Origin of the sequence: Paenibacillus sp. JJ1722 (genome assembly GCF_048282685.1) — a bacterium.
Taxonomy (GTDB): domain Bacteria; phylum Bacillota; class Bacilli; order Paenibacillales; family Paenibacillaceae; genus Paenibacillus; species Paenibacillus polymyxa_B.
Map to the genome: position 1 here is coordinate 4808688 of NZ_CP182500.1, position 19796 is coordinate 4828483.

Genomic DNA, 19796 nt, shown 5'->3' on the forward strand with positions numbered 1-19796 from the left:
TCCTCTGTCTCGTACGCTGAGCTACATTCCGTTACTTCCGTAAATTTGCTGGAAACCCGATAACGCATCTGTCCAGACCGCAAAAAATCCATTATTCGGCACGATCGTTACATCAATAAAATTACCGATCGTAACGACTGGAACCGGACTAATCCCGTTAGGATTAAAGGAGCTGTCTGTTATTCTGAGGTTCGTAAATGTATTCCCTCCGTTCGTTGATTCGGCCACAAATACGTCTAATAAAGAGGTCGTTATTTGATTGGTATAATATACGATCTTAATCACACCGGTCACAGGCGAAACATCAATAGCCGGGAAAAAATGCTGTGCCCCTGCACTAGCCCCTGTCACAGATTGCGGCGCAGTCCAGCTTAATCCGCCATCCACCGAACGGGCGAGCAGCACATCCGCATACCCTGCCCGATTATCCTGCCAGACCGCATAAAGTGTTCCCTGATTCGGGCTAGTAGAGCGATCCACCGCAATGTTGGCCATCGGCAGCACATTGAAGCCAAACCCGGCCACGGGCAACGGACTCGGAACCGGGACAACAGAAGATACAGGCAGCGAAGAACTGAATGCTGTCCCCCCATTGAAGGACACAATGACCTGATATTGGTTAACCGGATTAGTTACAATGTACCCGACATAAATCACCCCAGTAATGCTCACGGTGATTTCCCCCCGCGTGATCTGATTAGAGCCAGCGGTGAGCACCACGGGTGTATCCCACGTGATCCCTCCATCCTGCGAACGCTGGAAAAACATGACTGATCCGCCAAAAAAGTCAGGATTGTACTGATGCGTATAACATAAATAGATATTTCCGGTATAGGAGCTGACCTGAGAAGTATCAAATTTCACGCCGACCTCAACATTATTGACAAATGTCCCATACCCCCGCTGGGCAATCACGGGCGGATCAAATGTATTACCGTTGTCTCTGGATACATAGGTAGCGATAGTACCGCTCAAGCCGTCTGCGGTAAATACGTGACAGGCTATGACAAACAAGTTGGGAAAACCGTAGCTGACGCTATGGGATTCCGCCCCTACATAGCCGGCTGGCAGCGGTAAAATCTGCTGTGTGAAGGAGACACCGCCGTTACCTGAACGGTATACTGCTGTCAACGGCGGCCCAGTCGTAAAATCGATAGCCGCAGACACAATGGTACCGTCGAGCAGGTTGAAAGCTACACTCGGCTCCTGCGCCAGCCTTCCATTAGGCGTGAGCTGTACGTTCGGCATCAGGCTTCACCTCCCGGTACACCAGCAAAAATCGTCAGGCTGCCTGTACGCGTATCCGTCCAGACGGAAATGTAACTATTCGGCGGTACGATGGCGACATCAATATAGTCGCCGATCAGCTCTGATTCGCCTCCACCGACATTCGGATTAAAGGAGGTCGTTGTGAGACGACTGTTCGTAAAGGTGTTGCCTCCATCTGACGATTGGGCGGTGAACACATCCAGATTAAAGCCGTCCAGGCGATTGGTATAGTACACGACAACGACCAATCCCGTCTTAGGCGACACCGAAATCGCAGGAAAGAAATTTTGCGAGCCGGGCGGGCTGTCCGTCACGATGATCGGAGCACTCCAGGTACCGCCAAAATCGCTTGATTTGGACAATAAAATATTGCTGTATCCCTGACCAAAATCCTGCCAAACGGCATATAGCGTATTTGTTGTGGAAGGCACACCCGAGCAGTCCGCGGCCAAGCTAGGGAAATTCAATATCCGAAAGTCATAACCAGGAACGGGCAAAGGATTGGGCACCAGCGTTATATTGGACACAAGAATATCCCCGCTGAAAGTTGCCCCTCCATCAAAGGAGCGCCGGATAAAGAAAGCCGGTGTCTGCGGCCCTGTACGAATCCAACTGACATATACACTGCCATATTTGTCGACCGCAGGCTCAGGCCGCTCCGTGGAGGATTGGATATTGGAAAGCAATAACGGTCGATCCCAGGTCAATCCTCCATCCGTAGAACGCTGGTAAAAGGCCGCAGACCGGGCATTAAACTCTACGTTGTATTGGCGGTTATACGTAACGTAGACGTGCCCTAAATAGGGACTTGCTCCTGCATTATCCGTCGTAATATTGGTCCAGTCATTATTAATGTAATCTCCATAGCCCGGGTTAATGACCACTGGAGGATCAAAGGTGGCACCATCGTCCGTAGAGCGATAGATCACAACAGCCCCGTTCTCATTTCCTGGAAACACATGTGCGGATATGATGAAAATATTCGGGAACAGATAGGCTACCATTCCTGCCTCGGCTCCTGTATATCCCGGTGGAATTGGCAGTAAAGTATCAGTCCAGTTCGCCCCGGCGTCCAAGGAACGATACAGTCCAATCAGCGGAGGCCCGCTACTAAAGTCAACAGCGACAGCTACAACGATATTCGGATTCAACAAATTAACGGCGACACTGGGCTCAAATTTGGGCAAACCGCTGGGTGTTACCTGAAAATTCAAAGGCATCGCAAGCATTCCCTTCATTATATAAATGGACATGCCTGAAGTATTTCTATTAAAATGTACTTTTTTCAGCACAGTCTACAGACAACCATACAAGCTTTCTTTTCAATAGATTCATAGTATAGAAGCATCCCTTCAGGGGTTTTCCAATATTCTGTTTTTTGAGAGGATGATTCGATTGGCTTTTACAACCGGATATATGACCAACACTAGAGATTTCGGTACTGCCTGCTCCAATGTCGTTGTAAATTTGGTCAACGAGGATACAGTGAACGCGGCAACCGTGACCATCCAAATTTTTTTCTCGCTTGTACCGGATACCAAGATCCCCTTATACGTGACATCGGTTAACTTACCTGTAAACTCCGTTGCCCGACGTACCTTCTTTGTGCAAGGGGTCCTTGCCTACGAGGTACAATACAACGTAGTCTCCGCTGCACCTTCCAATGTTGTGCTCTCCAACTTTGGACTGGATCAGTTTGGTAATGTTGTACAGGAGCATCGTGTTCTTCAGTCGGAACTGACCACAATCCCGGCGCTGTCTCCTGTTATTTAAAGTTGCCCTGCTCCAGTGCTTGATGCAATCTGTGGGTGTAATACACGTAATTCCATTCTGGCGGTACGGACTGAACCCCTCGGCCGCTACCGATGGTTGAGTGGTCATCTGTATAGTAGGAAAAGGCATGTGTATCCTGTAATGGGCGCAACAAATCCGTCAGATACAGCAAATCCGTCACGGCAATATATGGTTTGACACCGAAGCATACAACAAAGCGTGTCGTTGTTTCACCAATAGCCTGAACCAGTGCTTCCTGGACCGAATAATGCTGACGTGGCGTTACGATTAACCGAGGATCGAGCATCATCGACAGGAAAGCGGCGGCTCCCTGTTCTGGCGTTAAATCCAGCAACCGTACCACGCAATTGCTGTAGTGCTGCTCCAGCAGATTATCCAGCAATGGTTCAGCTTGAGCCATAGCCGTGACAGGCATTAAAATCGTCATTTCAAGTGGGATGCCCCGACGTGCTCTCGCCTCATGCTTGGCAATTTGGAATGCGTGCCGCCAGCGTCGGTGCTCCTTCTGGCTGTGCAGGCCGGCCGATACACTAAATGTGGAATTCACCCGGTAATCCATCAGGATCTCCGGGATGAATTTCATGCTGCACGTCTCGGTCAGCCGCAGCCAGTAATCATAATCCTCAACTGGTTGCAGCCGATAGCCGCCAATCAGGCGGGCATATTTGCTTTTGTACATAAATGAAACCCCGACAATGCTGGCATTCAGCAATTCATGATGCGGCTGGCCTTGGTACCGGATCAAAGCTTGCTGATGCTGCTCGTCATACAACGGGTTCCCACATGCGTCAACCTGACGGAAAGTAGAGAACACAAGGCCGAGTGAGTCCGGTCCCTGCTCCAGCTCCTGCCGCAATCGTTCAATAAAGGAAAAATTATAAACATTGTCGCTGGATACCCAGGTCACATACTTGATCGCAGGATCTTTAAACAACTCATCGAATCCTCGATTAAGGGCGTGGGATACTCCTTTGTTCTGAGGGAGTGTAACCAACTGAACGCGCGGGTCTCCCATTGCTGCGTGGAGCGCTGGTCCCACCATTTCCGGCGCTCCGTCAATAACAATGATGAAGCGAAATGCCCTGTAGCTCTGGGCTAGTACGGATGAGATCGCAGCTTGCAGATAGCCGATATCCTGTTTGTACAGTGGCATAACAATCCCCGTATCTACCATATCAATCCCCCCTGACAGACTTTCGGCTTCATGAGGATAAACCGCTCAATACCTGACTGAAGCGATCTCGATAACGCGCTTGGGTTATGTTGTACTCCCGCTCCACAGCGGGCCAATGTTTTTTGGTTCCCATTTCATCATGCCAGCGGTAGTTAACCAAGGACTCGTTCAGAAAAGGAAATGGATATCCCGCTATCATTACTCGGTACCACATATCCAGATCATGTGTGTACGGTAGCAGTTCATCAAACAAACCGATATGTGCAAACAGCTCCTTTTTAAACATAACCGTGCATCCATTAACCGGATTTCCTTGCTGAAAAAAACGGTAAAACTCCGTCATAGACGGAAACACGGCGGCTGCCTGATAACTTGTGACTTGGCTGTATTGATTGATGAAATTGAAATTGGTGTGGGAGATGTACGCACCGTTTTCCACCATAAAAGAAACCTGATTATTAATTTTGTCCCTATGATAGGTATCGTCGGAGCTGAGCCAGGCAATATATTCCCCGCTGGCATGTCGGATACCATGATTCAGGGCGCTGGCTGTTCCACCGTTGGATTTGCCCAAATAATGTATATACGGAAGATAGGCCTGAAGCATATCAACATGTTCCGTGGACCCGTCATCGACGACAATAATCTCGAGGGGCCCATAAGTTTGCTCTAGTGCACTTTGCAAAGCCTGATCCACATAGGCACAGTTATAAAAGGGAATGACGATTGTTACTTTTGGTCTCATATCGTTCCTTCCTTTCCAGCTCGGCGGTATTGAATCATATCCTCCAGAGATTGCCCCAGCTGTATGGTCGGCTTCCAGCCCATATCCTCCAGCTCTTTCGCACGATATGCCTCGGTGGATGCTGACTCTTCCACATCCCCCCATTGTATGGGAATAGATGTTTTGGCCAGCGCAACCATACGTTCCACGATATTGCCCAGTTCCACAATGCGGCCTGTGCAGACCGAGTAAACTTGGCCTGGCACCCCCTGTTCCAATAGCACACCGTATGCGCGAACGGCATCACGAACGTCGAGGAAATCACGTTGCGCATGTCGGGAAGATACCCTGAACGGGGCAGTTTCAGTTACGGACTGCCCCTCCAGACGTTCCGTCTGAACGATATACCCCGCGAGTAATGCACAAAATCCGGTAGATGGACCCGGACCGATCAAGTTGCAAGGCTCTGCCAGCATGACGGATTGTTCGAACAGCGCGCCCCACGAGAGCGCGACTGCCTCTTGAAGGCTTTTGCTAAGGCTGTATGGATGAGTTGGATGATACGGAGCCTGCAAAGCCGTCTTTAGCCGAGAGCCCGCCACGACAATTCTGGCTTTGGGGAAAGGTCGCAGTACATCGAGCAGATACAGGGTGGACAGTACATTGGATTCCATGTATAGCAAGGGACTCTGCCAAGATTCAGGGACGGAATTTTTACCACCCAGGTGAAGCACATAATCCGGTGCAATCTGTCTAATGACTTCGCCCAGACGTTTCTTGTCGAGCAAGTCACACACATAAGGCGTAATACAGTTACGGGTCTCCGCCTCTGGACTGTTATTTTCATCATCGCGAGCCAATAAGATCAGTTCTGAGACTGAAGCGACAGTGCGAGTCAGCGCCGCTACCTCCCAGCCGAGCTTTGCAAAATGGCGGCAGGCATGCATCCCGGTATAGCCCGCCGCTCCGGTAATGACTATGACAGGCCGACGTTGTTCCGCTGTGCTTCCGTCCATTCCAGCAGCTCCTTCAGCATGATGCTGTAGTGAGGAACATCGTAGAGCAGATCGGCCCGGGTAGAACGAAGCGTCCGGTCCTGCACCGGCTCATCTTTCGGCACGATCCGAATATCCTCCCTATTCCAGATGTCTTTGAACAGCAGCAGCAAACCATGCTTGCTGATCGGTTCAGGGTGAACCAGATGAATGAGTCCGTCCAGCGGCTCATTCATCTGCACCTGTATCGCCTTCGCTAATTCCAGCGTCGTAACCCCGTTCCAAAAGACCCGGCGATACCCGTTAACGTCTCCGCTCTGCTGCAAGAACCAGTGCAGCAGACCAATGCCTCCCGGCCGAATTTCCGGCCCGATAATGGAGGTACGGATAGTCAAATGTCCTGCTGCCTTTACTTCTCCGAGTATTTTCGTCAAAGCATAGGCACTTGTCCCATCGGGTTGATCCGTCTCTTTATATAAACCTGGTACCCGATTTCCCTCGAATACGCAATCCGTGCTGATATGAATCAGTCGGGCACCGATACTGTCCGCTGTTCGCCGGAGAAGATGTGGCAGCAATCCATTGATTTGGTATGCTGCGATCTGATTCTCCCCGGCATGCTGATTCAGTACGCCTACCGCGTTAATAATAACGTCTGGCCGTACACTCCGTACCAGCTGCTCCACCATAAAGCTGTCCTTTACATCCAGCAGCAGACCGCCTTTATTTTCGGGATCACGGGTGGTGTAGAACACGTTATACCCGCTCTGGTTTTGGAAATACTTAACCAGAACATGGCCCGCCATGCCGTTACCACCCAAAATAAGCAGCTTCATTTGATGAACCCCCCGCTTTGGAGAATGCTGCGAATCTCCTCTTTGGACATCAAATTGAACTCCGAGCTAAAGCTGCTGAACGACACCGGAGGGCACTGAGTATAGCGGTCCTTTAATTGAGGAATATTCAGCGTTGGGAGAATAACCAAATATTGCTCGTCATAGACTACCGTCGTCAGGCTTTCAAAGTCACTCATCAGAATTTCATGAATTTTCTCGCCGGGACGCACACCTTTTTCTACAATTTCTACGTTTTCCACACCTGAATCCTCAATGAGCACCTCAGCCAAATCCACAATACGGCAGGTTGGCATGGTCATAATAAAAATTTCCCCGCCGACACTTTCCACCGAGGCTTTGAACAGGAGACTGATCGCATCACGCAAGGTCAGGAAGAAGCGGGTCATGTTCATGTCTGTGATCGAAACCTTGCCCTTTTGGCGAATCTGGCTTTGGAACAGATGCACCACGCTTCCGTTTGTGCCCAAAACATTACCGCCGCGCACCGTCACGAAACGTGTATCGCTATTCAGCAGATTGGCGTAAACAATCAGTTTTTCTCCAATCGCCTTCGTCATGCCGTAAAAATTAGATGGATTTGCGGCCTTGTCAGTCGATATATAAATGACTTTCTTTACCTGATTGGCAACAGCGGCCTCGATCACGTTTTGGGTGCCTACGACATTGGTTTTGAGTGCCTCATAGGGCTGATCCTCACAGACGGGAACGTGCTTGAGCGCTGCCAAATGAAATACATAGTCCACTCCTTGACAAGCGGTAGTCAGCGCATCCTTATCCCGAATATCTCCAATACAGAAGCTGAGTCGTTCATCCTCAAACTGCCTGTTCATGGCAACCTGACTGGATTCTCCACGTGAAAAGATAATGACCTCTTTGGGGTTACGCGGCAGTAACTGGGCAACCAGCTCATGCCCCCAGGAGCCGGTACCGCCGGTAACCAAGATACGTTGGTTTTCAAACATGCCGTTTCCCTCCAAGCAGAAATTTAACTACCTTATCCGACACATCTTCCGCCAGATAGCCCGCAGGACATTGCCACTTATGGGTCATCCCGGTCATTATGGCTACCGCGTTTGCTATAACCTCGCCATCAAGACCAGACACGATATTGCTGCCGCAATCTACCGTTTCCGGCCGTTCGGTCGTCCGGCGCATCGTAACCGTCGGTACCCCCATGACACAGCATTCTTCCTGTACGGTACCACTGTCCGTCAAAGCGCAGCGGGCATGCCGCTCCAGCAGAACGAAGTCAAAAAAACCGAACGGTTCGTGAAATTCCACTAGCGGGTCAAGCTGGATCGGCGGATGGCTTGCGATTCGGGCGGCAGTGCGGGGATGAATACTGCAAATGACCCGCTGCCCGAACTGCTGGGCTACCCGGTTAAGACCATCTAAAATAGCCAGCAAATGCGGTGGATGGTCCACATTTTCAGCTCTGTGGGCAGTGACCAGGAAATATTCTCCCGGCGACAGTCCCAACTTTTTCAAAATTCCACTGCCCGATACCTCTTTCTTATAGTGCTGCATCACTTCGTAGATCGGATTTCCAGTCAGTATAATTCGTTGACTTGGAAAGCCTTCACGTAGTAGGTGCTGCTTGCTTTGCTCCGTATAAGGCATATTAATGCTAGATATTGCATCAATGACACGCCGATTCTTCTCCTCCGGCACATCCAGATCATAACAGCGGTTCCCCGCCTCCATATGCACGACCGGGTAACCCATACGTTCCGCAAGCAAGGCACATAAGGCGCTGTTCGTATCACCGAGCAATAACACATGATCAGGGCGTTCCTTGTTTAAAATATCCTCCATCTGCGAGTACATGACGGACAACTGTTTGCCCAGTGTCCCCGCTTTCTCCTGAAGTACATAATCCGGGGCACGCAGTCCCAGCTCGCGAAAGAACTGCCCGCTCAGGCTTTCGGTGTAATTTTGGCCCGTATGCACAAGCACATGTTCATCTGCATGGCGGTCCAGCTTCGGAATGATCAGGCTGAGCCGTATAATTTCCGGTCTTGTGCCGAGCACGGTCAATATTTTCATGGTTTTGGAACCCACCTTTGCTGTCGTTGTTTCATTGAATTGTGGCGTTCAATGAATGATAGCCATCCAGCAGACTGGCTGTGCTCCAGCTTAACGTTCATCTCAACGGTCCGGCGTAGATTCACCCGGACCGTTGTTTTGTATGCTGTCCAGCCTTGAGTGTGACTCGCTTCTGCTTGTGCGCGTTGTGCCGTCGTGACCGGTGCTTGAATTTTCGCTTGAGCTTCTGTCTGGACTTGGTTTTCGGATAAAGTCCCTTCGACAACGGGGACCCGTGAATTTTCTTGAGGCGACTCTTGCCGCCGCTTCTCTTATACCTGCGATTCCGCAATCTGGTACGCTTGCGGCCCTTTGGCCATCTCGCCCGAACACTACGCTTGCCGCGGAGCAATTCGGGCGGTGACTCAGGTAAAGGGGATGGTGGTTGTGGCAAGCCCTGAATGGCTGCATATTCGATTGGCGGCAGACCCAGCACAGGCAGTTGACACACCACCGATTCGGGAAATTCTCGAATCGTGCTGGTATATCCCTCCGGTATAGCAGTGACCTGACGCAGTCCTTCGCCTTCCCTCGTCCATACTGGTCCACCTGGCTGCTGAATCAACGGGAACCAATGCGGATGATGACATACCCATTGACTGACCATGAGGTGTAGACTGCTTCGGTAGGAATCAGGTCCGTATACACGTGTAGCCGCACTGTTGTTACGCACACCAATCCGTTCCACTTCCTCGGGATGATCGAGCAGATAGCTCACTTTTTGCGCCAGCATGTCGCTGTTGCCCGGCTCAACCAAAAAATCTGTATTTCCCGTCGCCTCCATCAATTCCACAAGTCCACCCTGCGCAAAGGCTACCACGGGCTTACCGTAAACTAGCCCTTCCAGGGCGGTCAGGCCAAAGCCTTCCTCCACCATACTTGGGATCACAACAATATCCATTGCGCTATAGGCCGTTGACACGGATTCCTCGAATGAATTGAACTGGAAGCGGCGGCTATAACGAGATTGGCGGATTAAAGAGACACATTTTACGTAATATTCCGAGTCCACCGAGCTGCCGATGATCCAGAAACGACACCGCGAATTGGTTTCGCACAGCTTTAGAGCCATTTGGACAAAAGGTAACAGCCCTTTGGCTTCGTAGATAAAGGAAGAAATATAACCAATGCAAATATGAAAATCCCGCAGCCCCAGTTTTTCACGTTTCCTTCTCCGTTCCAGCACATGCTCTTTGGGAGACGGCATATCCATATCCCGGCAGGGAGACAACACCGTATGCGGACGTGTCAGTCCCCCACCATGCAAAGGACGCATTACAGCTTGCGAAATGCCGATGACCCATTGGCTATAGCGCTCAATGATAGAAACAGAAACTGGCGTATGCGCATTCTGGTTAATGACCTCTGTTATTTTCCAGATCACTGGAATATTAAGCTCTTGGGCAGCCATTGCAGGCATGACGTTCACACAGGTATTGACCAGCACCACATCAGGTCGAGCATGCCGAAGCATCTGGAACAACGGTGCATACGCCACATGGGTCCGCAAATTCTCCGCATCCTGCGCCAATCCCTCATATGGGGTATACATGCCATGCAGCATGAACAGGTTCTGTGTCAGAACGGTGATTCCGCGCTTGCGGGCCATTGAGGTCAGCCGCCCTTCACCAGGCGTTACGAGAATACAATCGAAGTACGTACGCATGTCTAGACAAAATTGCAATAACAGTTTCTCTGCCCCCGTAATACTGCGGACGTTGCTAACATGGCTGAATAGCATCATTTTCGGCTTGATCGGAGTTCACCTCCTTTAAAATAGCAACCATCGGACGTGTGAATCACCTTATGGAAATATGACCGATAACAGTTGGTCAATCCGGTGACCATAGGTGTGCTCCCGCAGGGTTCGTTCCAGAGCACGCAGGGCAATCTCATGGCGCTCTTTTTCATGCGTTAAATAAAACTCAACCTTCTCCAGCAGTTCCTGCTGAGAGCTGTAGGTCTCTATCTCTTCCCCCGGCTTGTAAAAACGAGCCAGATCATCTCTTGTATCTGTCAGTTGCAACGTGCCACTGGCAGAAATTTCAAACGTGCGCGGGTTGGGCGAAGCCCCTGGAATTTTCAGTGAGTTGTTGTTCACCGAATCATCCTGATGGGAACGATGAAGATTAATTACGATTTTGCTGCCGTTATACGAATCATTGGTCTCGACCGGAGACATCCAGCGACCCAGCTCAATTTTGTCACCATACGACTGATAATCCGGGAGACGATCCCACCAGATTCCGTTGATTTTAATGTTACGGGCCATGAGCTGAGGCATAATCGGATTGAAGAAATAGATGCGGTTCCAGTAGGCTGAGCCTGTAAACCCAATCTCACGTCGTACCGAAGCGGGCGAGCTGAGTGGGAAATAGTGAGTCAGAAATGCCCCAAAGGGCAAATAGTGCACAGACGTGCAACCCAACTGGCGGTACAGCTCCAGGCAGTTCATTTCTAACGTGAACACATAATCATAATTCGTAACGATTTTGGTCGTCGTGTCGGTGTAATACGGATCGTCCGTTAGCCAGATGGCGGTGGGGATGCCCAACTGGCGTACCGCAGTAACCTGCTCCAACGGAAGATCCATTCCATCCAGTGCCAGCATCAGATTCGGACGGAGCTGAGCGGCAATATCTCCTACCGGCTGACGTGGGTCTGTTACGGTAACCTGAGCCGTCATGCTTTGCAACGTGGTAATGACCGCCTCATCCAGCGGAGAATACGGAAGGCCTTTGCCGGAGACGACATACAGTACATGGATTTGTCGAAAAGGGAAAACTGCTTTCATCCGCCCAACAATTGCGTTAGCACGTCCGCGCAGATATCCTTCGTCGTATCCGTCATGCACTCCCGCAATTCTCCCCCTTTCCCAGGAGGCTGCCGCCGTCTGGTGAACAGCCGGGTCATACGGTCCTGTCGTAGATATCGTCATCACTTTCACTCCTCACTGTTTATGGTGTTTACTTTAGGCCATCGCCTTGTCCAGCAGTTCTTCCATGCGATTGGAGTACATATGCTTTTGCATAGTCGTGTGCAATGCGCGCCAGGCCATGCGTTCGCGTTCCCAGTCATGCTTGAGATAGTAGTCCAGCTTCACTTTCAGCTCCTCTGCTCCAGAGAAGGTTTCAATGTCATAGCCTGGTCGGTAATAACGGCTCAAATCCTTCCGAATATCCGTCATTTGAAGCGTGCCGCAAGCAGAAATTTCGTATGTCCGAGGATTGATGGACTCCGCTGAAAGCTGGTGTGTATTCCGATTATCCAGTCCGGGGTCTGTCGGGCGGTGCATATTGATGACAATTTTGGAGCCGTTATAATATTGAGCGGTCTCTTCCGGCTCCATAAAACCTGGACGGATAAAGCGTTCCAGCACATCCCGCCGGGTCAGCCGATCCCAGTGCCCACCTACGATCAGCACTCTTTTGTCCGCCAAGAAGGGAGCAAGGTAGTCGAACAGCTTCACACGGTTCCAGAAGGCATTTCCAATGAAGCAAATATCATGCTGATGTTCCCGCTCTACCCGCCGGGGATAAAAGATACGAGTTGACGCAGCCAGCGGCAAATAGTGAACCCTCGTTACTCCCTGATCGCGATAAAACGGCAGGCAAGAAATTTCGTGCGTAAATACGACATCGTAGGATTGACAGATCAACGCCGTATCCTCCGTAAAGTAAGGATCATCTACAAACCATATAGCCGTCCGAATGCCTAGGGCTCGTATTTGCTGTACCTGCTCCAGATGATCCGCCGGAAAAACATGCAGCCCGTTCATGACCAGCACGAGGTCTGGACGTTGAGCCTCGGCGTCAGCTAGCATCGTAGCAGGCGTACCGATGGCGCATGAGCTGCATATTTGACCTAATGCCTCTTGCACACCTGTGTCTATAGCTGCGAAACCTTGCGGAATATATAACACTTTCAAATGACGAACAGCAGGCTGTATTGCCACGACCTGTGACAGAGCAGCCGTGCAACCGCCCATTCTGCGTCCTTCCCGATAGCCGCATCGGTACGCTTCGCGTTCATTTCCGCTTTGTTGATCGTTCACATCCTTCACCCTGTCCTGTTGTGGGATAAACTTCTGTCACTCCTAAACTATATGCGGAGGGGTCAAACGCATCATGGACGACTGCCACTGCCCGGACAAAATTGGCGTTTGCCCGTCCAACTGCCGAACCGCAAATAACCCCAAAGCTGTTAGCTTCGGGGGAGAACAGTAATAGATGATTTGCACAGTTTACTGAGCTTTGTAAGCGAGCTGGTGTCCATCTTCATAACCTTTGGCAAAGCCTGAATTGAAACCCTCGTTGTAAGCTGCATCATATCCCTGCTGAAATGCCTGCGGATCATGCTCCAATACAACAGTCCCGGGCTGTGGATTGTCCGCAGAAGGGGCTGCCGCCGGGTTAGCTTGAGGTTTTTTCCGCCGCCGCAAAAGAGGATGTCTTCTACGTGCAGAATGAAGTCCTCTTTTACGGCGTCTTAGAGCAAGGAGACGTCTTCTTCTCCGTTTTAATCTCCGCATGCTGGAACGCCGGGCATCTTTACGTCTTTTGCGGGCTTTGTCCCGAGTGGCGCGTTCCCACCTTGTACTCATTTTCATTCCTCCTTTGCTTTCTCGTGGTGGTTTCATTTTTCTGAACAGGCACATGGAGCCACGGCTTAGTCGGTTTCCCATATACCTGTCGTCTTAATGGAATACCCGCCAACATTTGCGTGATTTCTCCCTGGTAGTTGCTGAGTATACGAATGGTTTCTTCCAGACGGGTAGCCGACATATCCGCATGGGGCGTCAAGTCCGCAAGACTGGTCAGCATCCGAGCAACGGCGTGCTGGCTGGCAGCAATAGACTCCATCATATCCAGCTTGATCTCACGTTCACGCCTCATGCTCATTAGTTCATATCCCCCGAGCCCATTCCTCCCATCATCCCTTCCATGCCGCCACCCTGCTGCTCATCCTGATCCAGCAATGCTTTGAGATTGCTGCAAAGTCCAGCCTGAAGCCGCGTTAATCCCTCCAGCATTTCCACCATTTGCTCGTGAATCTCCAAAGGTCGTCCCAGCTGTTCTTCATCGGTTTCAAAGGCGTGGGGCGCCAGATGGTTCAGCGCCCAATTACGCACTTTTTCTGCTTCGACCGCCTTGGCCTCCAGAATCATAGACACATTCCGCTGCATTTTGGAGGCTGCGTCCAGCATGTGAATCATTGCTTTTTCCCTACTCATGTGTTCACTCCCTGCCCTCGGTTGTTACGTTACTCCTCTTCCGGGTATGCCGTTTCCTTCACGACACGAACGAGCATTTCAGCCATTGCTTCCTGAAGATCGGCAATACCGTTCAGATAGGCCACAATGCTTTTGTTTACTTGTCCCGAGCTGTCGAGAATGCCCGGAATTCCATCAAAACGCGGCTCCTCATCTGGCAGTTCATGTATGATCTGCGCCATGCGCACAACCACCTGACGTTCCGCATCCAACAACCTTGACATCTGCTGCTGCGAGTGCGAAATGTGGATCAGCAAATCATCTAACTCGTTATGCATAAGCCCCTCCTTTATGTGCTCCGCCGTGCGGAACGCACGAATTACCTACGGGCTTTCCGCTACTACAGCGTATGCCGCAGCGAGTAGTCGGTTCCGCCTAAAAGCGCCTATTCAGATCATTACAGATGCCCGTGCAGCACTGGTGGAGCAATAATAGGCTGCTTCTCCACCAAAGCCGACAAATCTCCGGGAGACAAAAACTGAATTCGGTAGTCCTCTGCCCGCCAGCTCATCGCAGCGTACAGGGTAAGGAACGGCCTTTTCCAGCCGTTACCGATTTGATACAGTTGCCCGCCCTCAGCATACAATACCTCGATCCATCGCTTGCGTTGAGCCGGTATATTCAGTGTGGGCAGCATGGACATGTTCTCCAGATCGGGAGCCGCCAGTACAGGAATAGGTTCCTCTGGCGGCTCAGCTACAGGTGCATCAATGCTGCCGGAAACTGTGGCCTCCGGCTTCCCTACCAAGGGAAGCACCAACAAATCCAGCTGAGACACTCTAACAGGGCGCACATTTTCACCTCCCGCAGCACTGACTCCATGCAGATACCGCCTTCTTCCCGGCTCTAACCGAAATACTGCTCCAGACGGTCCCTGAACAACCGCTCCGATGGGATAAAAGCTTGCCGCTGATACGTGTGTTTCCTTACCTGTTGATATCTGGCCGTCCGTCTCCGCTGTACTGAATTTCAGGTTGTGGAACAGCTTATCCGCGTCCCCCCACTTTTGTACAAAAAAGGATCGGTTCCGGCTGCTTTCCTCCATTGAACCGCTTTTTTCGGTCGTTTGAGGAAAACCATACACCGTATCCCGATCTCTTTCCTCATAATGGATAAAAGCATCGCCGGCAATTGCCATACGTATCCCCAACAAACGCACACGCAGCAGCCAATCTGCATGGGCTTCCTGAGTACTGTGGCAGCCTCCGTCCCAGTAGCCCGTTTTTTCCAGTGTCTCTCTGCGCAGCAATAAACAAAATCCGGCTAAGCTTTCGGTCTCTCGCCATGCATCCGGGTTAGGCATATTGTAGGTCATGGCAAATTGACGTGCTCCATTTTCGTTCATATAAGGAACCTCAATCTGCTGTTCTTCGAATGGACCATTCGTTACAGGCCCAACAACACCGATACGCGGATCGCTGTATAAACACGCTAACAACCGATCCAACCAGCCGGGGGTCACCATGGAGTTTTGATCCAGTACCACAATAGTTGTGCCTTTTGCCATCATCAGCCCCTGATTCAGGCTACCTATCATTTGAACATCCTTTTTTAACAGCGCATAACGCACAGCGATGCTTTTACGGAGCAAATAGGTGGATGTCCCGTCCGTCGAGCCGCAGTCCACCACAATAATTTCGTGAGGATGGCTCGTATTCTCCTCAATACGGTGAATGCATGCACGGAGCTGTTGAAGCTGATTGCAGGACGGAATGATAATACTGACGCCTTCAAAAACCTTGCCGAACGAAGCCTGGCCCAACCTGTTGCCTTGCTCCTGGCCCCTTTTAAATCCTGACCAATAGCCTTTCTTTCCGAGCCGCTTGCTGTGTTTCCTTTGCATATTCAGGCGTTTCATGCCGTTCACTCCTCCGGGTGGCATTATGCCTATACTATATGCCTGGCCCGGCCGGATGGTGTTTCATTGAGATCAGGGTAGAAGTCCTTTCATTTTCACTCCAGCTTCCTGGAGGGAATCGAAGGTTCCTGCGTCGCTCCAATAGCGCCGTAAAATATCATATTCCAGCTTGCCTTCAGCGGCATAACAGTTGTTAACATCCGTGATCTCAAGCTCACCGCGTGCCGAAGGTGTAATTTGCCGGATCTTATCGAACACGGCAGTATCGTACATATAGATACCCGTAACGCAATATTTGGATTGGGGATGCTGTGGCTTTTCTTCAATCCGCATAATGCTCTCCGGGCGCTCAGGATCAAATACGGGTACCCCGTAACGACGAGCATCTGCCACCTTTTTCAACAACACTCTGGCGCTCCCCGGGGGCTGTTGCTTGAACCGTTCGATCACAGGTCCCAAGTCTTCCTTGAACAAATTATCACCTAACAAAACAGTGAATTTCTCTTCTGCCTGCATATAGCTTCTTGCCAGTTCGAGTGCTTCCGCAATGCCGCCCGCCTTTTCTTGAATCCGGTATGTCAGTTGGACACCATAATCGCTGCCACTGCCCAAAAAATCGGTATACAGTCCGGCCGATTGTTTACCAATAATAATAAGCATATCGGTGATCCCCGCCTGTCGCAGCCTCTCGATACCATATACGATCATGGGATACTTGCCGACCGGAAGCAGATGCTTGTTGAGTAATGTAGTCAACGGATGAAGGCGCGATCCGGTTCCTCCTGCGAGAATAACCCCTTTCATATCTTCCTTCCTCCTTCGACAGCATGTTCAGTGCATACAACCCCAGCGTTTCCAGTTTCGATGAACATTCTGGGATCTATACTCCATTTCTCTATAAACAAACGATAGTTCCGCTCGATCAGCTCTTCCATCCAGGAAGTTTCCGAGCGTGAGAAGCTCGCATTCCCCTCGTGATAGACAAAACAGTCGTTGCACATGAGCAGCTTGTAGCCATGCACGCGTGCGCGTAGACAATAATCGTCATCCTCATAATGTCCGGGGCTGAACCGTTCATCCAGCAATCCGATCCGTTCCATCAGATCGCGCCGGAACAACAAACAAAATCCGACCAACCGCTTGACCTCCTGCCATCTGGAGGGATTACTTGCATTATTCTGCTCCGCATATCTCAGACAACTGGCCAAATCTCCTTCTAATCCGTGTATCTGCTGAATACCGCTGACGTAATTCGTCACCGGTCCCACCAATCCCACTATGCTTTCGCTCTGCAATGCAGCCAACATATTCGATAGCCATCCCCGCGTAACCGTCACATCATTGTTTAAAATAACGAACTGGTCACCGGAAGCCAGCCGGAGCCCCGTATTACATGCTGCTGGAAAGCCTCTGTTTTCAGGAAGACGTATGCTGATCAGCCGCTCGGATGCGCAAAAATCATCCGTTCCGTCATTTGAGGCGTTGTCCACAACAATGATTTCATACGGTGCATCTATCGTATGTGTCCGAATCGCCTCAATGCACGGCTTTAACAGATGCAGGCCGTTATAAGTCGGAATAATGATGCTCGTCAGACTCATTGTGCATTCCTCCCTTTGGCAACGTCTACCCGTGTTGGAACAGGCCCGAGCGGGGAATACCCGGCTACCTGAAACACCGCCGTCAGTGCCTCTGCATGATCACCGACGATCAACTGTTCCATAGCGTTCCCTTTGCCAACATTGAAGGTCCGCTTACGGTTTGTTTTAATGACATCGACAGCATGTACTGCCGCCACGATCATGCCATGGAGAATTGCCATGGCGTGGGCTTTTGGCGGTACGGCAAGCACGGCTGAGCCAAGCTGATCCAGTAAACGCCGAGATAATGCATGCGGTACGGCAGTCAATGAGCTTGCTCCCAGATCCGGCCTGCGTAGTACGCGATTCAGGAATGCTTTGCACCGTGTCACGCTGTCCTGCTGGGCATAGGGCGGCAAATGTCTGCCCAGATCATTAAGCGCAACATCCGTTCCCTGATCCACCGCGTGGAGAAAAGGTAACAAATCAGATGCTGGAATCGGCAAATCTCCGTCCACGAACAGCACAATATCAGCCTGCGTCATACGCGCGCCTACTGCACGGCCAACATCATGCCCCAGTCGATCCGGCACGTTGACGAGAGTCACACTGGGATGATGTTTGGCTACGGTGGAGCGCGTGCCGTCCGTGCAGCCGTTCAATACGACAATGATATCCGTAAATGGAAGTTTTTCCAGCTCACCCAGTACCCGGTCAATCGTTGACTCTTCATTACAGGCGCTGACCACAGCCGCTGCCGTTCCCTGTAACACAATATCTCCCGGAACTTCGCGTTCCACAGGCGGAGTCACTTCGGTCATTCCTTTCGCCCGAGGTGTGGGCTTTCTCACCCTACGGCTATGCATTGAAGTCGTCGTTCCTCGTTTTCGCTGAACACGTCTGATCCCCCAGCTCGGTTCTTCACGCTTCCCTCTGCGATACTGTCTACTCACAGTTTCACCTCGTCTCTGATCCGTTTGCGCCCCAAATCCGTATATCCCGCACGCGTTCCTAGACGCGATGTAAGCCAGGCAATGGCATCCAGATGATCCTGAACAATTACATCTGCCAGCGGGTCCTTGCCGTTCTGTTTTTTACGTGTCGCATTTATTTTACCGACAGCTATTCCATATACAGTCACCACTCTTAACCCGGAGGCGATGGACATAGCTTGAAATAAAGGAGGTTTCTCCAAGGGCTTTAGACCTATTTCCTTTAGAGCCTTTTGACTTATGGCGTGTGGAATGCCAGTCATAGATGCTCCCCCTAAATCAGCACGATTCGACAAGATATTCAATACATGCTTTGCCTCCACTACAGGATGTACGGGCGTACGATTCACAGGTCCATGGTAATCATTCAGCACCACATCCGCCCCTGCACATATGGCGTGTATAAACGGCCGGAGTCTAACGCAGGGAATGACGATATCCCCATCCAGGAAAAGCAGGATCTGTCCGGATGCCGCCTCCGCTCCAATACGACGGCCAACATCATGTCCGAGCGGTTCCGGGAAAGAAAGTACACGAGCTCCCGCCGCTGCTGCCACCTTCGCCGTTCTATCGTGTGATCCGTTCTCAACGACGATAACCTCTGTATGTGGATGGACACGGCGCGCTTCGCGAATCACAGCTCCGATTGTTTTTTGCTCATTCATGGCCGGGATAATGACAGATACGAAAAACTTTCCCACTGATGACAGTTCAGATGGTCGCTCTTCTCCGCTCTGTGCCCCTCTCTCCGTGTCGAGTACCTCCCTCATGGCAGGGGCTACCGGATTCTTATGCATGTTCGGCATTCGTAACGGCAGCCACATCTTGGAATGATAGTAAGCGCCGGAATGCCGCCTCCGTTTGATCTTGTATCCAGCTCTTCCCTGCTTCTTCATGCTCCCGTCTCACCTCCCTTCCTGCTGTATAGATGGACAGCATGATTAGGACAGTTCAACATAACCTATGCGGTCCAAAAGCCGTGTGTAACGGCAATCGTGGAGTCTTTTCGACACAGCAATTTTCGACTTTATTTTACAAAACTTATTAATCCTATTAAATAAATGAGTTATTAGGGTCTAAAGAATCATTTTGGATAAATTTGTGACATAGATCTTCTCGTCCGTCATTCTCTGTGCTAATATCAGAGCCAGATGATGGGAGTTCAAAAAATCAACATTTGTTTTTTTTGCATAAGT

The 19796-nt window shown here is 50.7% G+C and carries 21 protein-coding genes; 1 reads left to right on the forward strand and 20 read right to left on the reverse strand.

What is annotated here, in order from left to right; genetic code table 11:
• Positions 1 to 21: 21 nt before the first annotated feature.
• Positions 22 to 1248, reverse strand: a complete 1227-nt coding sequence (locus ACM1ND_RS21360) for a sialidase family protein (protein ID WP_053326024.1) — start codon at positions 1246 to 1248, stop codon at positions 22 to 24.
• A complete protein-coding gene (locus tag ACM1ND_RS21365) occupies positions 1248 to 2522 on the reverse strand; it encodes a sialidase family protein (protein ID WP_256703477.1) in 1275 nt (424 codons plus the stop codon). The genes ACM1ND_RS21360 and ACM1ND_RS21365 overlap by 1 nt, the downstream gene beginning before the upstream one ends.
• 133 nt (positions 2523 to 2655) lie before the next feature.
• Between ACM1ND_RS21365 and ACM1ND_RS21370 the strand changes: the two genes are divergently transcribed.
• Entirely contained in the window at positions 2656 to 3042 is a 387-nt protein-coding gene (locus ACM1ND_RS21370; protein ID WP_254348680.1) for a hypothetical protein, read from the forward strand.
• On the opposite strand, the gene ACM1ND_RS21375 is transcribed toward ACM1ND_RS21370, so the two are convergent.
• The 18 genes from ACM1ND_RS21375 to ACM1ND_RS21460 all read right to left on the reverse strand — a co-directional run bounded on the left by ACM1ND_RS21375 (position 3035) and on the right by ACM1ND_RS21460 (position 19496).
• Complete coding sequence (locus ACM1ND_RS21375) at positions 3035 to 4237, reverse strand: glycosyltransferase family 2 protein (RefSeq protein ID WP_028541478.1); 1203 nt, start codon at positions 4235 to 4237, stop codon at positions 3035 to 3037. The genes ACM1ND_RS21370 and ACM1ND_RS21375 overlap by 8 nt on opposite strands.
• 28 nt (positions 4238 to 4265) lie before the next feature.
• Positions 4266 to 4982 (reverse strand): glycosyltransferase, encoded by a 717-nt coding sequence (locus ACM1ND_RS21380; protein ID WP_028541477.1) that lies wholly within the window; start codon positions 4980 to 4982, stop codon positions 4266 to 4268.
• Entirely contained in the window at positions 4979 to 5977 is a 999-nt protein-coding gene (locus ACM1ND_RS21385; RefSeq protein ID WP_023990104.1) for an NAD-dependent epimerase/dehydratase family protein, read from the reverse strand. The genes ACM1ND_RS21380 and ACM1ND_RS21385 overlap by 4 nt, the downstream gene beginning before the upstream one ends.
• Positions 5938 to 6792, reverse strand: a complete 855-nt coding sequence (locus ACM1ND_RS21390) for a dTDP-4-dehydrorhamnose reductase family protein (RefSeq protein ID WP_076264912.1) — start codon at positions 6790 to 6792, stop codon at positions 5938 to 5940. The genes ACM1ND_RS21385 and ACM1ND_RS21390 overlap by 40 nt, the downstream gene beginning before the upstream one ends.
• A complete protein-coding gene (locus ACM1ND_RS21395) occupies positions 6789 to 7775 on the reverse strand; it encodes a polysaccharide biosynthesis protein (RefSeq protein WP_025722608.1) in 987 nt (328 codons plus the stop codon). Before ACM1ND_RS21395 ends, ACM1ND_RS21390 begins: the two co-directional genes overlap by 4 nt.
• Positions 7768 to 8859 carry a non-hydrolyzing UDP-N-acetylglucosamine 2-epimerase gene (gene wecB, locus ACM1ND_RS21400; protein ID WP_023990106.1) on the reverse strand — a complete coding sequence of 364 codons (1092 nt, stop codon included), beginning with the start codon at positions 8857 to 8859 and terminating at the stop codon, positions 7768 to 7770. Before wecB ends, ACM1ND_RS21395 begins: the two co-directional genes overlap by 8 nt.
• Positions 8860 to 8980: 121 nt before the next feature.
• The gene (locus ACM1ND_RS21405) at positions 8981 to 10642 is read right to left on the reverse strand and encodes a glycosyltransferase (protein WP_339200819.1); all 1662 of its coding nucleotides are present in this window, start codon (positions 10640 to 10642) and stop codon (positions 8981 to 8983) included.
• A gap of 60 nt (positions 10643 to 10702) precedes the next feature.
• On the reverse strand, positions 10703 to 11836 hold the full coding sequence (locus ACM1ND_RS21410; protein ID WP_023990108.1) for a CgeB family protein: 1134 nt from the start codon (positions 11834 to 11836) through the stop codon (positions 10703 to 10705).
• Positions 11837 to 11869: 33 nt separating this feature from the next.
• A complete protein-coding gene (locus ACM1ND_RS21415; protein WP_069080654.1) occupies positions 11870 to 12961 on the reverse strand; it encodes a CgeB family protein in 1092 nt (363 codons plus the stop codon).
• 180 nt (positions 12962 to 13141) lie between these two features.
• Positions 13142 to 13501, reverse strand: coding sequence for a hypothetical protein (locus tag ACM1ND_RS21420; RefSeq protein WP_028541471.1), 360 nt, complete (start codon positions 13499 to 13501; stop codon positions 13142 to 13144).
• Positions 13449 to 13799, reverse strand: coding sequence for a hypothetical protein (locus tag ACM1ND_RS21425; RefSeq protein ID WP_013311763.1), 351 nt, complete (start codon positions 13797 to 13799; stop codon positions 13449 to 13451). Before ACM1ND_RS21425 ends, ACM1ND_RS21420 begins: the two co-directional genes overlap by 53 nt.
• Entirely contained in the window at positions 13799 to 14131 is a 333-nt protein-coding gene (locus tag ACM1ND_RS21430) for a restriction endonuclease subunit S (RefSeq protein ID WP_418026547.1), read from the reverse strand. Before ACM1ND_RS21430 ends, ACM1ND_RS21425 begins: the two co-directional genes overlap by 1 nt.
• 29 nt (positions 14132 to 14160) lie before the next feature.
• Entirely contained in the window at positions 14161 to 14448 is a 288-nt protein-coding gene (locus ACM1ND_RS21435) for a hypothetical protein (RefSeq protein WP_013311765.1), read from the reverse strand.
• A 119-nt stretch (positions 14449 to 14567) separates the two neighbouring features.
• On the reverse strand, positions 14568 to 16028 hold the full coding sequence (locus ACM1ND_RS21440) for a glycosyltransferase family 2 protein (RefSeq protein WP_418026548.1): 1461 nt from the start codon (positions 16026 to 16028) through the stop codon (positions 14568 to 14570).
• 72 nt (positions 16029 to 16100) lie between these two features.
• Positions 16101 to 16832 (reverse strand): sugar phosphate nucleotidyltransferase, encoded by a 732-nt coding sequence (locus ACM1ND_RS21445; RefSeq protein WP_028541469.1) that lies wholly within the window; start codon positions 16830 to 16832, stop codon positions 16101 to 16103.
• Complete coding sequence (locus ACM1ND_RS21450; protein ID WP_076264909.1) at positions 16829 to 17629, reverse strand: glycosyltransferase family 2 protein; 801 nt, start codon at positions 17627 to 17629, stop codon at positions 16829 to 16831. Before ACM1ND_RS21450 ends, ACM1ND_RS21445 begins: the two co-directional genes overlap by 4 nt.
• The gene (locus ACM1ND_RS21455) at positions 17626 to 18561 is read right to left on the reverse strand and encodes a glycosyltransferase family 2 protein (RefSeq protein WP_023990115.1); all 936 of its coding nucleotides are present in this window, start codon (positions 18559 to 18561) and stop codon (positions 17626 to 17628) included. Before ACM1ND_RS21455 ends, ACM1ND_RS21450 begins: the two co-directional genes overlap by 4 nt.
• On the reverse strand, positions 18558 to 19496 hold the full coding sequence (locus ACM1ND_RS21460; RefSeq protein ID WP_418026549.1) for a glycosyltransferase family 2 protein: 939 nt from the start codon (positions 19494 to 19496) through the stop codon (positions 18558 to 18560). Before ACM1ND_RS21460 ends, ACM1ND_RS21455 begins: the two co-directional genes overlap by 4 nt.
• Between the last annotated feature and the right edge of the window lie 300 nt (positions 19497 to 19796).